This window comes from Paenibacillus dauci, assembly GCF_000971985.1.
Classification (GTDB): domain Bacteria; phylum Bacillota; class Bacilli; order Paenibacillales; family Paenibacillaceae; genus Saccharibacillus; species Saccharibacillus dauci.
On sequence record NZ_LAQQ01000008.1, the window covers coordinates 211948 to 231017 of the forward strand.

Sequence of the window (19070 nt, forward strand, 5' to 3'; positions counted from 1 at the left end):
TATATACACCTCTCCCTATATCGCTTTATGATAATATTCAACAAGATCGAGCCAGTCAAAAGCATGGGGAACCTATTAACAGGTCAGGAGAATACAATATTTATTCCGTAAAGTGACCTCATTGGATTCATACAGATATGTAATTGATATTACGGATTAGTGAACAATCCCAGAATCTCAATCACTTCCAGTTCGGCTGTACGATGAGGACCTTCCATCATGTATCCTCGGGTGCCCTTATGTATCCGGTGCCTGTGAATATCATGACGCCGTTCCGGAATAATAATCCACATTAATGCCGTGCCACAGGCGGGGACAGGTCCGTTTTTGCAAATAACCTGTCTTTGTTCATCCTCGAATTCGGGATGAATCATATATAATGTCAACGGTTCACCCTCATCATCGGCATATGCAAAATCTGCACGATATCCCTGATAGGGCAGCGTACGACGTCCCCCTTCCTCCTGAGTATAAAATCGATAACACACCCGAAAGTCTGCCGGGTGTCCCAACTTCCGCTCATAGGGTATCCATTCTGCCAAAAAGCATCCCTCCTTTTCTAGGTTAGTGATCTTCTATCTTATCCTTTGTCAAATTTGACATATAAGATGAGGGGTGATAATTTATAGTGAATGTTTTATTGTAAATTATGGAATTTATTTTATCATTAAATGGATGGACTATATACAGAATAGGAGGAATCATCATGAAAAAACAATGGATTCAGGAATTACAGGCAGAGCAGGAACAGATTGTTAGCTGGCGCAGACATATGCACCAGTACCCAGAGCTTTCTTTTCAAGAAGTAAAGACCGCCCAGTTTATCGCCGATACACTGACAGGATTTGGTTATCAGGTGCGCACTGGTGTCGGTGAAGGGGGTATTCTCGCCGATCTGCAGGGCGGACAGCCGGGGCCGACAATTGCGTTTCGCGCGGACTTTGATGCGCTGCCGATTCATGAAGAGAATGATGTGCCCTACCGTTCGCAAAATGACGGCGTGATGCATGCCTGCGGTCATGATGGTCATACCGCTGCCCTGCTTGGAGTTGCCAAAGTAATCAGTCAGCATCAGGATCAGCTGGAAGGCAATGTGCGGTTTATTTTCCAGCATGCCGAGGAGCAGATTCCCGGCGGCGCCAAAGCAATGATTGAAGATGGTGCGCTGGATGGTGTAGATGAGGTATATGGAGCCCATCTCGCGAGCTACCTGCCGCTGGGACGTATCGGCGTTATTGCCGGACCATCGATGGCAGCTGCTGACGGATTCTCTATCGTTATTCAGGGTAAGGGTGGTCATGGTGCCAAGCCCGATCAGACCATCGACTCTATCGTTATCGGCAGCCAGGTGGTCAGTTCGCTGCAGCATATTGTCTCCCGCCATGTAAATCCGCTCAAATCGGCGGTTGTTACGGTAGGAGTATTCCAGGCAGGATCGGCATTTAATGTTATTGCCGACAAAGCCAAAATCGAAGGCACCGTACGTACCTTTGATCCGGAAGTGCGCAAGCAGATTGAAGACGATATTCGCACAATGGTACACGGTATCACACTCGCCGAACGAGCTACGTATACGATTGATTATATTCACGGCTATCCTGCTGTCGTGAATCCACCGGAACAAGCGGATCAGGTACGTGATATTGTGATTCGCACGCTTGGTGAAGAAGCACTGTTCGATATTCCGGAGCCATCGATGGGCGCAGAGGACTTTGCCTATTATCTGGAGCACAAGCCGGGCAACTTCTTCTATGTAGGATCGCAAAATGAAAGTGAACATACCGGATTCCCGCATCATCATCCACGTTTTGATATTGATGAGACTGCATTGCTGAACACGGGTTATGTGTTCCTCGGTATTATCGCCGAGAAGCTGCTGTCCAAGCGTGTGGCCGTTAGCAGCTAAGCGGGTAATAAGCCTGACTGTATGATATGTCCTGATTTCAAACGAGTGACAGCCAAAATTTGATACATTTTGGCTGTCACTCTATTTCTGCTTGATTTTATTCCAACTGATTTCGAAAAGAAAGGAGATTATAATGAATAAAACTCCCTTAAGCAGTGCGTATTGGTTTATCGCTGGTTTTGTACCGACAATCATTATGCTGATGCTTCTTCTTTATTTCTTTCCAATGACAGGCCTGCAAAGAATATTCACTATACCGATGACCCTTGTAGCCAACTTTTTTATTATTTTCTTCTGTTTGGGACTGACGCGTCTAATGCCCAAAACCCCTGGGATTATCCTCTGGTCGCTAACGGTAATCGCTACATTGATTCTGACAGCATGGTGGCATCCCCAGGATATCTACCCTTCAGTTGGTCAGCAAGCCTGGCTTTGGCTGAATGGTCAGGAGATTAAACCGTTCTACGAATACGAATAGATATACATACTCAACTGCTGTACCAATAAATAATTATGAATTCTACAGTCCGATATGTAAGCGAATGCCGTTTCATTGGGTAAGTATGCTGTAGATAGCCAGACAGGAACTATTTTCAGCATACATTACTATAACGAACGGAGAGATTAATATGGAAACGAAAAATCTGGTATTTGGAATTATTACAGGAGCATTGGTAGGTGCAGGAACAGCGTTGCTGCTGGCACCGAAGTCCGGTGAAGATATGCGTTACAGTCTCAAAAGTGGCACAGCGAGTGCAGCTTCCTCCGCTTCCGACTTTGCGGTAACAGCCAAAGAAAAAACACAGCTCGCTACCACCCGTGGTCAGGAAATTATCCAGATGATCCGCGAGATTACACCGGTCGTGCAGGAAGCGATCAGCGTCGTTAAGGAATGGAAAGAAGTACTGCAAACATCCGCTGGCGAATTGAAGACCGAAGTACAGGGATTCAAATCCAGTGAAAGTTCTTCTGACGATTCTTCACATTCTGCACAATCTTCAACATCTTCCCAGTCTTCATCTTCACAGGCTTTGCCAGAAGGTAGAACGCCTTCATCGGTAGGCTTCTGATTGTAGGTATATTCAATAAGTTATTCTCAATCGGGAACATTCTCATACCAGAGAGTGTTTCCTTTTTTGCTGTCCGGCAGTCAAGCCCATATCTATTTCCTTGAAGCGATTTATAATCATTTATAGCTATTGATCTGCGTCTTTTTCCGCCTTCTATTATTTGATATCGATGCGTTCGTTAAACATATATGCCATCTGACGATATTCAACAGCATTCATGCCAAAAAGGATTTCAAAACGCATGATATGTCATTTAACGTCTATGAATTAGTTCTTACTTCCTCTTTTTCCTTTCTTTTGTCGAGTGTTATTTTGTACATATGGCGTACCGGAATAAATAGAGCTTCTCATTCTACATAGCGATTCTGTCTGGTACTCCAACACTATATGTATCCAAAGAGGAGAAGGATGAAATGACAAAAAGAAGACTGTATAAAGGATTGACTGTACTTCTCAGCAGCGCGCTTGCTTTGACCGTTCTGCCATTATCTGTTTCTCAGACCTATGCTGCCGAATCCGTTTCCAATAACACTTATGAAAGCGCTATCCTATCATCGATGGAAATAGCTGCACCTTATAACACTTATAATCTGACTGGCTTTTCTACCGGTAATGTAGGCGGAGGCATCATTCCCGAGACCGACAGCCGTTACAAAAAAGTCTACAACGCTACCGATCTGGCACAGGCGCTGCGTAAAAATTCAGGTGTCAAAGCCATTGAGGTCATGAACGATCTGGACCTTGGATGGAATGAGCTTCCAGCAGCGGCACAGACCTCTCCTTTTGCTGCTCATAATGCTCCACTCACACATCCGGTGCTGAAAAAAACAGGGGTTAGCAAACTCAGCATAGATGGATTCGATGGACTGACTATTTTCTCTGCCAACGGCTCCAAAATCAAACATGCCGGCATTAGTGTCAAGCGTAGCTCCAATCTGATTATCCGTAATCTGGAGTTCGATGAACTATGGGAATGGGATGAAGCCTCCAAAGGAGACTATGACAAAAATGACTGGGACTATCTCACGATCGAAGGAGCCAGCTCCAAAGTGTGGATCGACCACTGTACATTCAACAAAGCTTACGACGGAATTGTCGATGTCAAAAAGGGCAGCTCCGGTGTGACCATCTCCTGGTCGTATTTCCGCGGAGATGATGGCAGTGCTGGTAGCTGGGTAACTCAGCAGATTCAGGCCATGGAGGCGAACAAATCCGCTTATCCGATGTACAATTATCTGCGCAGCAGTGCGGTTGGTATGTCACCCGCTGATATTATCGCTATCTCTTCGGGCCAGAAAAAGACCCATCTCGTCGGAGCTACCGAATTCGCCTCGGATAATGCCGATCTGGAAGTAACGCTTCATCATAATTATTACCTGGACATCCAGGACCGTATGCCTCGTCTGCGCGGCGGTAATGCTCACGCCTACAACATTGTGATGGATGCTGCCGGTCTGGCCGCAGCCAAGAAACGCATTACGCCAGCGATGGAAAAAGCGATTACTTCCAAAGGCTATCATTTTACCGTGACTAGTAATGGGGCGATTTCTACGGAAGATGGCGCATTGCTGCTTGAAAAATCCCGTATTATCGACGTCGCCTCTCCGATCCGCAACAATCAGGCCGATCCGGCGGATGCGAGCTATACCGGCAAAATTCGTGCGCTAGATACTATTTATGAAAATGGCGGCAAAACATTCCGCGGAGACAGCGATAGTGCTGATAGTCCGCTCGCTCCCTATCCTGCTCCAGCCAAAGCTTTCTCATGGAATGGATTCAGTTCGCTGCCTTATACGTATCAAATGGATGACCCCTCTACACTTATCACCCGCCTGCTCGCCGCAGATGGTGCAGGCTCCGGGAAGCTGCATTGGGCCAAAGAAAACTGGCAGTTAACCAAATATTAATCCGGAAATCTTCCCCTATTAAATTAATTTATTCTATAAATAACGCATACCTTTCCATCCATATAAAGCCCCGGCATACGCTGCCAGGGGCTTTATTACAATTCCAGTATCTCCTCGCAATCAGAATCTTCATGTAGTTGTGACGGTTAGCTTCGGTTATTCCCCTGAAAACAGCGTTTGGAAAATAGAGATATATCCAATTGCTTAACAATTTGCTATTTATGGGTAATACACTGTAACTATATATGCAAAGGGGATTTAACTGTGTCACAGCAACTTCATCTGGACCCGATTCTCAGACAGGCTAACCTGCTGTGCCAGAGTCAGTTCGGCAAGCAGCCAGAGAGAATCCATATCCATTTCAACCAGCAAAGTGCAGTGATTCTACTTCAGGAACTAACCGATTCCGGTGATGAACGGCTGCCTGATGATCCAGATGAACGTTATACCCATATCCATATTCTGCTCAGTCAATTTGTATTCCCCGCTCTGCAGAAAAAGATTGAATATACGTTTGGTCATCATGTATCTCATGTATTCATCGATTGGAAGCTTGAATATAATACTGCTGCAATCGCTGTAACTTTTGAGACATTAACCGAGACATTTGACGAAGATATCTACACAGGCAAAGCCGATCTGCATATCAAAGTCAGCCAGATCACCGAATCGGTGCAAAAAGCTCCGGAGGCTGTCAATTCCTTTTGGCTGTCCAACGACATTCTGGTTGTACTGCGCAAAGGCTTGTTAATCAATCTGGAGAAGCAGATTATTCAAAAAGGATTCAACAGCGCCCTTCGTGTATCCAAACGTGAATTGGAGCTGGGCCATTTTCTCGAAGAGCTACCTATATTGGATCTGCTCGGCCGCCCTCTCCGTACTGCTTATCTGGATTGGGATTTTGAACAGGACTTTAGTATGCTGCTGCTTATTCTCGAAAAATAGAATCCTAATCCATAGCCAAATATCCCTGCTGACTCCATTGTCGGCAGGGATATTTGGCTATTTGAACATTTTTATTTATGCATGTAGCGATCACTCAGCCCGCTTCGGTTGCCCGATCAGCAGACTCTGCATTGTAGCAGCATACCCGGTTGCGTCCTTCATCCTTGGCCCGGTATAATGCTTCATCTGCAGCTTGAATGAGCTGCTCCGCAGATTGATAACCATCCCATTCGGCAACGCCGAAGCTGGCTGTAACCGCATATTTACGGGATGGCGATTCCAGTTCGATTAGCTTCCGCAGGCGTTCGGCTACACTACGCGCTTCATTTAGTGAAGTATCGGGCAGCAATACGGCAAATTCTTCGCCACCGTAACGTACAGTCAGATCACCCGGTCGACAATAATCATTCAGTACACGACCCAGATGCTTGAGCACCAGATCTCCCTCCTGATGTCCCCAGTTATCATTGAAGCTTTTGAAATGATCTACATCAAGCAAGATTAGGGACAGCAGATGACGCTCTGCATCCGCAGTAATAACGCGACCCATCAGCTGCTGCATCGACTCGTCAAAGTGTCTGCGATTCCAGAGTCCGGTCAATCCATCACGCATAGCCAGACGCTGGATTTTATCCGTTTCTCTTGCATTTTCAATCGCGGTTACGATCATCGGTGCCAGCTTTTCGACGCGGTTCTTCTGCTGGATGGAGAAGTGATCCTGCTCCGATGACATCAGATTGAGCACGCCGACTACCCGCGCTTCTTTGCGCAGAATAATATGCATGGAGGATCGAATACCCTGTGCATGCAGATAATCCGTTATAGTACCTGTTGGCCGGTACACATTCCAGTCTTCATGAATCATGGAAAAGCCGCCTTCCAGCAGCTCATGTACATCTTTTTGCTCTCCACCTAGAGCGACTTCCTTATGATCAATAATGCCATTATAGATCGATGACTTGATTGTGAAGCTGCGATCGGCGTTCTGGGTAATGATCGAGATCCGTTCACACTCGATTACATTCCAGATGCCCATCAACGTCTCCTGATAGACATGCTGCACGGATTTGGCCTGATTCAGGGTATTGATCATCTGATACGTATAACCGAGCAGACGCTGGTCTTTTTGCATCTCCTGGCGCATTTCTTTGAACGTATGGATTAGTCGTCCAATTTCATTTGCCGAAGAATAAGCAGGCATTTCCGCAGAAATACTGCCGTTGGCATAAGAAGACATCGCTTTGTCCAGCTGCACGATCGGAATAGTGATCCGGTGCAGTCCCCGCTGGATAAAGTACAGCATAATCCCTTGAAATATCATGAATACCGAACCTATACCGATTAGAGTAATAACAATATTCCGGAGCATTGTAGCACGCAGCTGATTACGCAGCTGTTCGAACTCCTTGCTCAGTACTGCCTTCTGGTCACGAAAGGAATCAAACTGCTGTTTCCCGGCTCTTAACTCTTCGCTGGTAACCTGGTGGCCGGACATTGTTTCGTGCACCTGTTTGTCTCCGTAATTAATCTTCCATTTGATACCGGCATCCGTTAATTGCTGCATCTTACCCTGATACTCCGGATAACTCTCCAGACGCTCCATTAAATCATTAGCAATCGCCTGATATTCCATATTACCGCGATCAAAAGGTTCCAAAAAGGAGGTATCCCGGGTAAGCAAATAGCCGCGCTGACCGGTCTCCTGATCAATTAGTGAATTTTCCAGAGAGAGCAGCCTGATCTGTAAATCGGCTGCTTGCTTGACCTGCCCATAATCACTACGAACAGACTCATTCATATAAAATAATCCAACCACCACAACCAGTAAAAAAACCATGATAGACCAGAGGTTCGTTTTGACAACGCCCGCGCCTACAAAGTTTTCTTCCCGTAAAATTTTGATGAAGGATTTTCTCATTTGTCGTCTCCTCACCTGATTGCAGCTCTTTGCCGCATTCGCAGGCTCCGCTCAGTTTCATTGGTGAACTCTATGCAGTCCGATTTTGGTGTAATTGGTTAAATATTCTATTTTATTATCTGCTATAGAGTGCCATTACTTTATAGAAATATCCGAAATTGATCGGGTATATTCACAAAAACCATACTTGAGCACTAATCCGCCAAATTCTGACATGAGGAAGACGTAAATACCATGCTATCAGGAAGTTTAAGACAGATGGAATCTGCAAAATAGACCCAGCAAAAAAAAGCCAAACCTGTACAGGTTCGGCTTTTTTTGCAGAGTGGATAAAGGCTAACTATTAAGGTATGGAAATGGGAGCTAGAGGAGCTGCAGTTCGGCGACAATCTGCTGCATTTTCTCCTGTGGAATCCGGGTCATCTGATTATCCGCAATCTGCTGAAGCGAGGATGTACTGACCATACTGGACAGGGAACCTTGTACCAGCTGGGGAGCATGACGATTCAGTACATCCACAGCCTGCTCGTCCATCAGCAGCTCGGAGAGCCGGGTATTCGGGGTATACGACGTCTGGAACAGCTGATCAGCCGGATAGCTGAACGTATATTGTCCCGAGCCGACAGTGATATGGACTGCATCGTCCTCCGTATCTACCGTGATCACACCATCCATTTCATGCACGGAACGACCACTTTCCGACAGCTGCTCCATCTGTGCGCCATGCAGCAGAATATCGGCAGTCGTATTGACCGGCACCGTAACCTGCACCATCATACGCCCTTCTTCCATCTTCCAGCCGGATTCGATGCGACCATACATGGATTCATGAGCAGCACGGGCATGCGTCAGCTGACGGGTGCCAAACAGCGGCTCGATTCGTATGCGCTGGTAGGCTGGTTGCTCCGGCTGCTTGTCCAGACCGGCAATACGGCGATACATCCAGTCTCCTACTGCACCGTAAGAATAATGGTTAAAGGAATTCATATCATCGCTCCAGAAGGAGCCGTCCGGCTTGAGACTGTCCCAGTGCTCCCAGATTGTCGTTGCTCCCTGCGAGACCGAATAGAGCCAGCCGGGATATGATTCCTGCAGCAGCAACCGGACTGCTGTCTGATGATAACCGTTATCCGACAGGGCAAAACACAGATACGGGGTACCGACGAATCCGGTAGTCAGATGATAGTCATTGCTGACGATCAGATCATTCAGATCGGCGGCAACGCGTAGCTTCATCTCCGGCTCGACCAGATCGAACATCAATGCCAGTACATGCGCAGTCTGTGTCGGTGCAGCGATTCGTCCACGCGTAGTGACAAACTCGGCGCGGAACATTTGGACTACATCCTCATGCAGACGACGATATTGCTCCGCTTCCTGCTGTTTGCCCAGAATCTGAGCCGCTTCAGCAACCAGCCGCGAAGAGTAAGCATAATACGCTGTAGCGATCAGTGCGGTAGGTGTCGCTCCAATATAACTTCCTTCGCTGGCATCCAGTGCCAGCCAGTCTCCAAAATGAAAACCGGTATTCCAGAGAAATTCCTCTTCTCCCTGGGAATGGATGTAATCCACCCACTTTTTCATACTGTCATACTGCTCTGCCAGCAGCTGACGATCTCCATAGTACTGGTAGAACGTCCATGGGCAGATTACTGCCGCATCTCCCCATGCTGCCGAATTGGCGCCGCCGACAATATCAGGGACGACAAACGGAATACCACCATCTTCATGTTGCTCTGCCTGTACATCATGCAGCCACTTGGTGAAAAATGGAGCTCCCTGGTAATTGAACAGTGCAGTCGAGATAAATACCTGTGCATCGCCTGTCCAGCCCAGTCGTTCATCCCGCTGTGGGCAGTCTGTTGGCACATCGAGGAAGTTACCGCGCTGTCCCCAGCTAATATTGCGCTGCAGCTGGTTTACCCGCTCATCCGAGCATTCAAATTCACCAGTAGAAGGCATATCCGAATGCAGTACTTCTCCGACAAATGCATCCAGAGGCAGTCCCTCTGTCTCCTGCCCGGGATAACCGCTCACCTGAATATACCGGAAGCCCATAAAGCTGAAATGGGGAGCATATTCCTCTTGCTCAGCGCCGCCGGCGATATAAGTAACGGTCTGACGAGCCGGGCGCAGATTGCCATAATAAATATTGCCGTCCTTGTCCAGCACTTCAGCATGACGGATCGTAATCGTCGTCCCGGCAGCGGCTCCGCCTAGAGTCATGCGGATACGACCGACCATATTCTGCCCCATATCCAGCACATGTTCCCCAGCTGGAGTTACGATGTACTGTACAGGCTGAATAGTCTCTGTTACCCGGGTTGGCCAGTTCTCTTGGGAGATGAGCGGCTCACAAGAGAGCTGCACGGTCTCTACGCCATGCCAGCTATGATCGTCAAAGTCCGGGCTGCTCCAGCCGCTTTGCTCCAATCGGGCATCATAGGTCTCTCCATGATAAATATTGCTGTATGGAATCGGACCTATCGATGCTCTCCAGCTGGAATCGGTCAATATCCATTCCTCGGTACCATCGGTATAGCGTATGAGCATCTGCATCAGCAGAGCACGGTGTTCTCCATACGTATATTGCTTGTCGTCAAAGCCCAACTTGCCCCGGTACCATCCATCTCCTAGCCATGCTCCAACCGCATTGGCTCCGGGCTGTATGAGCGAAGTCACATCATAGGTCTGATACTGCATCCGGTGATGATAGCTTGTCCAACCTGGCGCCAGTACATCTTCGGATACCGGCTGTCCATTCAGATACAGCTCATATACACCTGCCGCTGTCGCATAGATGCGTGCAGAAGCAATCTCACCCTTTATTTCAAAGCTGCGGCGCAGCTGGAATATAGGATCTGACTCCCTGTCGATCTGCTGTGTGTCTGGTGTTATCCAGTGGGCCTGCCATGCATCCGGACGCTGCAATCCTGTCTCCAGCTGTCCTGCAGCACTCCAGTCCGATTCATTGCCGCTTTGATCCCAGACTCTGACACGGAACAGATAAGACGTACATGGTGTTAGTTCTGATCCTGCATATGGCAGCTGAATTGACTGGTCTGTCTCCATACGACCGGTATCCCATAGAGGAGACTCGAATGACTGATCCTCGCGCTTTGTTACTTGCAGCTGATATGCTGACTGCCGGGTATTACGCTCTGTCGATTCCATTTTCCAGCTGAATCGGGGATGCAGCAGATCCGTACCGAGCAGATGATTCCGATATTCGCACTGTACTTCGATGATTTTTATCGTTTCCATAACCCAATCTCTCCTTTGGCAGACTTCGTTGATTGAAGCTGATTCTGGTCAAGCCTGGTGTTCCGGTAGCGTCATGATTTTATGATAATAGTGTCTATACTGGCGGAATTTCTGCCTGCCTTACCCTTTGACAGAACCGGCAGTCATCCCTGCTACAATTCGCTTATTAAAAAATAAAAACAGCAGCAGCGGCGGGATCGTAATCAGCAGAATATTGGTGAACAACAGATTCCACTGGGTGACGTACTGGCTTTTGAAATTGTAGAGCGTCGTCTGTACGGTGACATTGGCCGATCCCGGCAGAAAATATAGCGGATTGGCAAAATCATTAAAAATGGTCACTGCACACAGTACGATCACGGTCGCGGATACCGGCTGCAGCAGCGGCAGAATAATATTAAAAAAGAGCCGGAAGCCACCGCAGCCATCAATCACCGCTGCTTCATCAATCTCACGCGGAATCGCTGCCATGAATCCCTTGTACAGCAGCACACAGAATGGGAAATTCAGCGCCACTTCGACGAGAATCAGACCGGGCATTGTCTTGAACAAACCCATGCCATCCAGCACCCAGATCGTCGGTACAATAGCAGGCGGAATAATCAGCCCGACCAGAATCAACAGATCCAGCGTCGGAGTGAGTCGATCCCTACGCCGCTGCATCACATAACCAGCCATGCCGCACAATATTACAAGAGCCAGTACCGAGACAATCGTCAGTACACTGCTGTTCCAGAATGCCCGCAGCAGCATATAATTCCTTGCCTGCACAACGGTCATGATGTTCTCCCACAGATGATAGGTCGATGGCAGCGCAAGGCTTAGATCAGCTGATTCCTGCGTGCTCTTTAGAGCATTGACGATAATGAAATAAAAGGGAATCCAGAAGACGATAATCGTGAACAGTATGCCCAGCAGCTCCAGTCCCAATCGGCCCATCCTGCGCCCAAGCGGAGTAGAACCGGATTGTGCGTGACCGGCGATATGCTCCGATGACTTGATCGTACTCATAGATCCACCTCTCTCTTGTTCAGATACCGGTATAATGGAAAAGCTAGCACCGTCACGATAACGAACAGAATGACATTGCCCGCTGTAGCAAGTCCATAGAATCCACCCTGATACTGTTTGTAGATAATCGAGGCAATGACATCCGTTGTGAATCCGGGTCCACCCTGGGTCATCGCCCATACCAGATCAAAAGAGCGCAGACCGCCAATAAAGGACAGAATAATAACCGAGTTGGTCGCCGGACGACTCAGCGGAACGATAATATTCCAGAACTTGTGCCATGCACCGCCGCCGTCAATTTGCAGTGCTTCATAGTAGTCGGGCGGGATCGACAGGATGCCAGAAATATAGATCACTGTAGCAAACCCCACCCCTTTCCAGACATCCACCAGTGCGATCGACAGCAGAGCAACCCGTGTATCTCCGAGCCAGTCCAGTCCGGGCAGCCCTGCCCAGCCAAGCGCAGTATTAATAATTCCCTGCGTAGGATGCATCATCATGCTGAACGCAATACCGACTGCAATCGTACTGATCAGGGTCGGGAAGAATATAACCGAACGCAGATAATTGCGTGTACGCAGCCGGGACGTGAGCAGTACCCCCAGCAGCAGCCCCAGGATGACTTTGAGACCACAGGTGACAACCGCGTAGATCAGCGTATTCTGAAATCCAATCCGCAGTGACTGCTCCTGGAAAAACATCACAAAGTTATCCAGTCCGATAAATTCCCAATCTGCCAGGGTCCAGCGGGTGAAGCTGAAGAAAAACGACATCACTGTCGGCAGCAAAAAGATAACAAAGTAAATCACTGCTGCCGGCATAAGAAACCAGTATGAATACGTACGTCTGAATACCCGGTTCACCAGAATCCCTCCTGTTCCTGCTGGTCGTAATGACGATTAGCGCTTAGTAAATGGGCAGCAGCTTACCAGCCTTCCAGTCCCATCTGCTTGGCCTGCTTCTCGACATCCTGATCGTAGGAGGCTGCTCCTTCCGGTGCTTTCTTGATCCCGGCACCTACTTCAACAGCAATCTGCGGCAGACCCGGTCCTTTGATCGGAGAGACAAACTCCAGCGCAAGCGAAGTCTTGTTCTGATCAAAATACGGCAGCATATCCTTAACAGCCGACGGTATATTGTCCGGCATCTGTGCATCCTTGACCGGATACGGTCCGGTCGGTGTAGAGACAGTAGCGATAGCAGCGGCTCCCTCTTTGGAAGCGATAAAAGCGACAAATTTCTTGGCTGCTTCCACATTGCTGCCGTTTTTGTATACATAGGCGGCACCCGGCATCCATACGGTCAGTCCGTTTTTGTCTGCACTATCACCAGGCTGGGCGAAGAATCCGATATTATCGACCTGATCCGGGAAGTTCTGCTGGATCACCGGCAGTGCAAAAGACAGCATCGGGTACTGGGCACCTTTACCTTCTGCCAGCATCTTGATGCCATTATCATAAGTGGCAGCGAGAAAGTCTTTGTTCCAGTAACCTTTGTCGAATACTTGCTGAAGTTTCTCAAAACTCCGCAGCGCTGCAGGCGTGCCGGCAAACGTCGCTTGATGTGCCGTGAAGTCCTTGGCAAAATTCGGCGCTGCCTGGGCTACATTGTACTGATCCGCCAGCAAAATAACCTGTGCAGTCCAGCTGTCTTTCATCGTTCCGATCACTGGTGTAATGCCTGCAGCTTTGATTTTCTCATTGTTGGCCATCAGCTCATCCCATGTTTTGGGAACCGATAATCCAAGGTCTTTGTAGATTTTCTTGTTATAGAACCAGCCGCCGCTCATCGTAGCGCCTACCGGTGCACCGTATACTTTGCCATTCATGGATACCGTACTTTTGAAATCATCGGATATATTGGCTTGAAAAGCCTCTCCGGTCAGATCTTCCATATTCGCTTCCGGCGATAGTACTGTCATCAGGGAACCCGAATTGTAAAAGAACACGTCGGTCATATCGCCTGTCGCGAGCCTTGTTTTGACCAGATTATCACCTTCGCTGCCACCTGGCCGCGTCTCGACTTCAACGGTAACGCCCGGATTTTTCTTTTCATAGGCAGCTTTGAGTGCATCGGCTACATTGACAGCATCCTGCGAATTATCGGTTAACAGTGTCAGATTGGTGCCTGATGCGCCACCGGTGTCCCCGCTCCCGCCATTGCCGCAGGCAGCCAGCATTCCGGTCATCATCAATAGGCTGATCAAGCCGGCCATATACCTGATTCCACGCTTACTCATCTCATAACCCCCTGATTCCTGTAATGTGATGTACTCATGGAGTATGTACTCCCTGATATGATTATTGTAAAAGGGGACAAGATAATATGTAAGCGCTTCATTTATTGGATTCATGTCTGTTTTTTTCATGTTTTAGTACCCTGGACGAAAACGCAGCGTAATCATCGTGCCCCGGTTTACTTCACTCCGCACCTCCAGTACACTCTCTGGTCCATAGGCCAGTTTCATCCGTTCCAGTACATTGCATAATCCATATCCATGGGTGATACAGCTGATATCTTCCATACCTACACCATCATCTGCGACAGTAAAAACCAGCTGCTGGTCATGATACGTTCCGGTCAGGGTAATCGTACCTGGTCCTACCTTGGGTTCCAGACCGTGATAGATCGCATTCTCCACTAATGGTTGGAGCAGCAGCTTCATCACTTCCATACCTTTGACCGTCTCTTCGACCTGTTCGACATAGATAAATCGATTATTGAAGCGAATATTCTGTATATTCAGATAATGCTCGATATGCTTGAGCTCCTGATAGACAGTGATCGACTCCTTGCCTTTGTTCAGGCTCAGCTTGAATGTCTCCGACAGACTGACCGCCATCCGGGCGACTTCGTGATTATTTTCCAGTGTCGCCATCCAGTAGATCGAGTCCAGCGTATTGTACAGAAAGTGCGGCTTGATCTGCGCTTGAAGCGCACGCAGCTCGGCTTCTTTTTCCTTGATCTCGGTCTGGATCAACCGGCGGTTCAGCTCTTCATTTTCGATAACGATCCGTTTGAATGTCTCGCCGATGGTGCCCACCTCATCACGGGCGAACCGATCAGGCAGCTGCAGGGTACCCTGTGTCCAATCCAGCATCAGCTTTTTGAGCTGCAGCAGTGGACGGGTAATACTACCGGAAATAAAATACGATAGCAGTATGGCGATCAATCCCATCATCGCTGCAATACCAATCGTCGCATAGGCAATCTGATTGGACTGCTCCAGCAAAGCATGACGCTGTACGAGATGCAGGAAAGTCCAGCCGGTTGTCATATTTGTGTAACGGCTGATCAGATACCCATCTTGTTCATACCCGGCGATCCGATCGGACAGATTGCTTGTATAGGACGTAGTCACCGGATCATTGCTACTGTTGTAGACGGTCGCAACGCCATCCTTTTGGGCATCCAGCGCGAGGAAGCGCTCATACGGTCCGCTGCTCTGAAATACATTACCGAACAGCTGCTTGTCGATATTGATCACGAGCAGACCAATCGGCTTGCCGGTCACGACCGATTCATCCCGTACCAGCTTGACCGTAGAAAAGGAACGGTTGGTCTCCCCAAACACATCTGCCGGAAAATACAGCACTTTCCCCTGAGCTTCATACGCCCGCTTGTACCAGGCCGTGTAGGCAATCGTGGAGCGTCCGGTAGTCTCATATTGTCCGGTATCATCCGAACGTCCGATACAGGATACACGGAACTTCAGATCGAACAGGCAGATAGAGCGAATATACCTCGTATCCACAATCCGGTCCCCCAGAATCTGCTGCAGATTGCTGGTTGCCTCATCTCCAAGCTCACCCGAGGATGTCGGCGGAATCAGGGGCCGAGCATTACTGCGGCGCAGATTCGCACTGACCGCATCGTTCGTTACAATCGATAGATGCAGATTCTGTATGTTGCGAAATAGCAGGTCCGCCACTTCACTGGAGGTCTGGAGATGACCCAGATTATTGCGGCTATTAATATCAGTGATCATATTCTTGGTAATATTCGAGGAAATGAATCCGAGCAGCATAAGCGAAGGTACAGCCAGCACAATCATTGCTACCAGAAAACGGGTACGGATACGGCGAAAACGAAACAGCGGCAGCAGTCGCTCAAGCAGATTCTTCATGGTTCTCCTCTTGTCTGACCACGCCCGTGGGATTCACGGTATTGTCCGGGAGTCATGCCGAATGTCCGCTTGAACACTTCACCAAAATGACGATGATTGTAATACCCGGTCTTCTCGCTGGCTTCGTGGACACGCATTCCTTCGATCAACAGCCGCTTCGCGTGTTCCATGCGGATTCTGGTCAAATATTTGATATAGGAAATCCCCATTTCTTCCTTGAACAGCAGACTGAAATAGTTGGCATTCATCCCTACATGTTCTGCCACTTCCGGCAGGGAAAGGCTTTGTCCATAGTGCTGCTCCATATAGACCGTCGCCTGCCGAACTGCATTATGCTTGCTCGGTCCGCGAACAGCTTCCATCACATGCAGCAGCTTTTCCATCCGGCTGCGGCACCAGCCGAACATACTTTCCAGCGTATCCAGGGTATTCAGTTCCTGATAGAGTATCCGCATCGACGGCAGCGCCTGGCTGGCATCTTCTCCGGTCTCTCTCAGCACATCTGCCCCGAGAAAGAGCAGCTTGAGCATCTCCTGCTCTACCCGCTCAGGCGTCAGACGCGCTGTACCGGTCCACTGCTCGAACGCATCCAGCGAATGCCGCAGTCCCTCCTGATCACAGGCGCGCAGGGAAAAGACAAGCGCCTCCTCCCACTCGGACAGCTCCGGGTGATCTTCCTTCTCCTCGCCTACATCCTCAAACCGCACCCACCCGGTCTCCGCGAAAAAACAGGCATAACGGAGCGCTTTGCGCGCTTCTCGCCAGCTTCGCGCAGCATCCGCCAGCGATGAATAGGTTCGGCCGGAGGCGTAGACCGATTGCTCTGTCTCTTCCAGCGTAAGCAGGTACTCCCATATGGGCTCGGTTTGATGCAGGTCCACATCAGCATTTTCGCCAAGAATCCCAAGATGAAACAAGACCAGAAGCTGCTCCTCCGCAGTGGATACCTGCACGACTCGGCAGCACGGATGGTCTATAGCAGGAGTACTTTTGCCATACAGGACAATCACGGTTACACCAGCAATCTCTTGTGCCTGCAATCCCAGCTGTTGGTACAGCTTGTTTTCCGCAGCAACTCCGACGAACAACAGGTCGAGTACTGCCTTTTCCAGCAGATCTCTACGGCTTGCTTCATAGCGCTGCTTCATGACGCCGAACTGCTGCTCCTTTTCGATTCGTTCCATTGTTTTTTTCATCGTGGCTTCGATTTTATCGATGGTAATCGGCTTTTCCAGATAATCGATTACGCCCAGTCCGATTGCCCGGCGTACATATTCGAATTCATTGAAGCCGCTGAACACAATGCATACTGTATCCGGCTTTTCTTGCATGACCGCTTCGATCAGCTGTAGTCCATCCATCCCGGGCATACGAATATCTGTCAGGATGATATCCGGCTGATGGCTTCGAACTACTTCCAGTGCAGTATGTCCATTATCCGCAGTTCCAGCCAGCTCCACACCATAACGTGACCAGTCGATCATTCGTTTTAACCCTTGCAGTACAATATATTCATCGTCAAAAATAGCGGCTCGCAGCATAAATTTTTCTCCTCCTCTTCATTTGTTAACGCTTACAAAATAGTGAATATCTGATGATCGGATTATACATTTTGTAGTTGTATTCGTAGAGGATGCATCAAGCTAGTATATGTTAGCCATTGTAGGGCCGGGCAGATTCATTTGGCAATAGCCGAAGAGTTGGCACAGAAAAACCTGATGGATGTCCATCAGGCTGAAGGTTAATCGTTACAGAGCGATCTATTCTTGTTTGCTTATGAGAAGAATACCGAGAAAAAGTAACGTACAGCGGCCATCATCACGACTCCTGCGATTACGGTAATAGACAGGCTACGGGTCTTGATCGCAATCAAAAAGGTAGGAATAAGTACAATAATGACCTTCCAGTCGATGTGCAGGGAATGTCCCTCCTGGATCAGGAAATTATCTACGACCAGAGCTGTCAAAATACAGACTGGAATATAGGATAGCCACTTGAGTACCGGTGCAGGCAGATTCAGATTCCGTACTACCAGGAAAGGAATCACCCGAGGTGTCATCGTCACCAGCGCACAGCCAATAATGATCATTAATGTCGTCCATTGCATACTCATTTCTCGGTCACCACCCCAATTGTCGCTACGATGACAGTAGCAATAATCACCGCCAGCTGTGACGATACGATCAATGACAGCAGCAGCATAGCGATCACCATATAGACCATCAATCGTAAATAATGTTTCAGCTTGGCAGGGACCAAATGGCCCAGCTGCAGGACGAGCAGTGCGACGAACATTGCTGTCAGTGCATAATCCATGCCAAATTGCTCCGGATCGGCGATCCAGCTGCCAAACAATGCGCCTACTACACAGGAGACGACCCAGCTGAAATAAGCAATCAGATTCAGCCCGTTCATCCAGTGATCATTCAGTGGCTTGCCCTGGGCGATCCGGCTCGCAGCTACGCCGAATGATTCATCGGTAACCAGCAGTCCAATCCCTATATTCCGAAGCAGCGAATAACGGGTAAAATGCGGAGCCAGCGTTGCACTGAGCAGAAAATTACGCAAATTCACAATGAACGTAGTCAGGATAATAGCAGATGCAGGTGCATGTACAGCCAGCATTCCGCAAATAATAAATTGCGCTGCTCCTGCATACACGAGTAACGACATGATCCCCATCTCCAGTACACTCAGATGCGAAGCCACACCTACGATGCCTGCAGCCAGACCAATACTGATATATCCAAGCAGTGTAGGAATGCCGTCTTTGACTCCGTCTGCAAAGGTCGCCTCTTTGTGCTCCTCTGCTTCATCACAGCTGGGTTCTTCCGGAGGCTGAAGGGAATATCCAGACTGTTCGATCTGTACTTTCCCGTGATTTTCATTATTGCATCCTGAATGTTGATGCACCGTCTGAACA

At 48.6% G+C, this 19070-nt stretch carries 15 protein-coding genes; 5 read left to right on the forward strand and 10 right to left on the reverse strand.

The window, feature by feature from the left end:
• Positions 1 to 149 precede the first annotated feature (149 nt).
• Entirely contained in the window at positions 150 to 542 is a 393-nt protein-coding gene (locus tag WH46_RS21330; RefSeq protein ID WP_046228273.1) for a hypothetical protein, read from the reverse strand.
• A gap of 164 nt (positions 543 to 706) precedes the next feature.
• Here WH46_RS21330 and WH46_RS21335 point away from each other — a divergent pair, with 164 nt between their 5' ends.
• From WH46_RS21335 to WH46_RS21355, 5 genes are all read left to right on the forward strand, one after another.
• Positions 707 to 1906: a M20 metallopeptidase family protein gene (locus WH46_RS21335; RefSeq protein WP_017815644.1), complete on the forward strand. Its 1200-nt coding sequence runs from the start codon at positions 707 to 709 to the stop codon at positions 1904 to 1906.
• Between the two features lie 133 nt (positions 1907 to 2039).
• A complete protein-coding gene (locus WH46_RS21340) occupies positions 2040 to 2384 on the forward strand; it encodes a hypothetical protein (protein WP_046228274.1) in 345 nt (114 codons plus the stop codon).
• A gap of 151 nt (positions 2385 to 2535) precedes the next feature.
• A complete protein-coding gene (locus tag WH46_RS21345) occupies positions 2536 to 2976 on the forward strand; it encodes a YtxH domain-containing protein (RefSeq protein WP_046228275.1) in 441 nt (146 codons plus the stop codon).
• Positions 2977 to 3389: 413 nt separating this feature from the next.
• The gene (locus WH46_RS21350; protein WP_046228276.1) at positions 3390 to 4883 is read left to right on the forward strand and encodes a pectate lyase family protein; all 1494 of its coding nucleotides are present in this window, start codon (positions 3390 to 3392) and stop codon (positions 4881 to 4883) included.
• 264 nt (positions 4884 to 5147) lie between these two features.
• A complete protein-coding gene (locus WH46_RS21355) occupies positions 5148 to 5828 on the forward strand; it encodes a Na-translocating system protein MpsC family protein (protein WP_046228277.1) in 681 nt (226 codons plus the stop codon).
• 94 nt (positions 5829 to 5922) lie between these two features.
• Here the strand turns inward: WH46_RS21355 and WH46_RS21360 are convergent, their stop codons facing one another.
• From WH46_RS21360 to WH46_RS21400, 9 genes are all read right to left on the reverse strand, one after another.
• Positions 5923 to 7746, reverse strand: a complete 1824-nt coding sequence (locus tag WH46_RS21360) for a sensor domain-containing diguanylate cyclase (protein ID WP_046228278.1) — start codon at positions 7744 to 7746, stop codon at positions 5923 to 5925.
• A gap of 363 nt (positions 7747 to 8109) precedes the next feature.
• The gene (locus WH46_RS21365; RefSeq protein ID WP_046228279.1) at positions 8110 to 11010 is read right to left on the reverse strand and encodes an alpha-L-rhamnosidase; all 2901 of its coding nucleotides are present in this window, start codon (positions 11008 to 11010) and stop codon (positions 8110 to 8112) included.
• Between the two features lie 120 nt (positions 11011 to 11130).
• Positions 11131 to 11949, reverse strand: a complete 819-nt coding sequence (locus tag WH46_RS21370; protein WP_046228315.1) for a carbohydrate ABC transporter permease — start codon at positions 11947 to 11949, stop codon at positions 11131 to 11133.
• Positions 11950 to 12017: 68 nt separating this feature from the next.
• A complete protein-coding gene (locus tag WH46_RS21375; protein ID WP_046228316.1) occupies positions 12018 to 12842 on the reverse strand; it encodes a carbohydrate ABC transporter permease in 825 nt (274 codons plus the stop codon).
• A gap of 104 nt (positions 12843 to 12946) precedes the next feature.
• Positions 12947 to 14260 (reverse strand): ABC transporter substrate-binding protein, encoded by a 1314-nt coding sequence (locus tag WH46_RS21380; RefSeq protein WP_046228280.1) that lies wholly within the window; start codon positions 14258 to 14260, stop codon positions 12947 to 12949.
• A 132-nt stretch (positions 14261 to 14392) separates the two neighbouring features.
• Positions 14393 to 16147 (reverse strand): sensor histidine kinase, encoded by a 1755-nt coding sequence (locus WH46_RS21385; protein WP_046228281.1) that lies wholly within the window; start codon positions 16145 to 16147, stop codon positions 14393 to 14395.
• Complete coding sequence (locus WH46_RS21390) at positions 16144 to 17688, reverse strand: response regulator (RefSeq protein WP_046228282.1); 1545 nt, start codon at positions 17686 to 17688, stop codon at positions 16144 to 16146. Before WH46_RS21390 ends, WH46_RS21385 begins: the two co-directional genes overlap by 4 nt.
• A gap of 233 nt (positions 17689 to 17921) precedes the next feature.
• Entirely contained in the window at positions 17922 to 18260 is a 339-nt protein-coding gene (locus WH46_RS21395) for an AzlD domain-containing protein (RefSeq protein ID WP_046228283.1), read from the reverse strand.
• Positions 18257 to 18910: an AzlC family ABC transporter permease gene (locus WH46_RS21400; RefSeq protein WP_082208487.1), complete on the reverse strand. Its 654-nt coding sequence runs from the start codon at positions 18908 to 18910 to the stop codon at positions 18257 to 18259. Before WH46_RS21400 ends, WH46_RS21395 begins: the two co-directional genes overlap by 4 nt.
• Positions 18911 to 19070 lie beyond the last annotated feature (160 nt).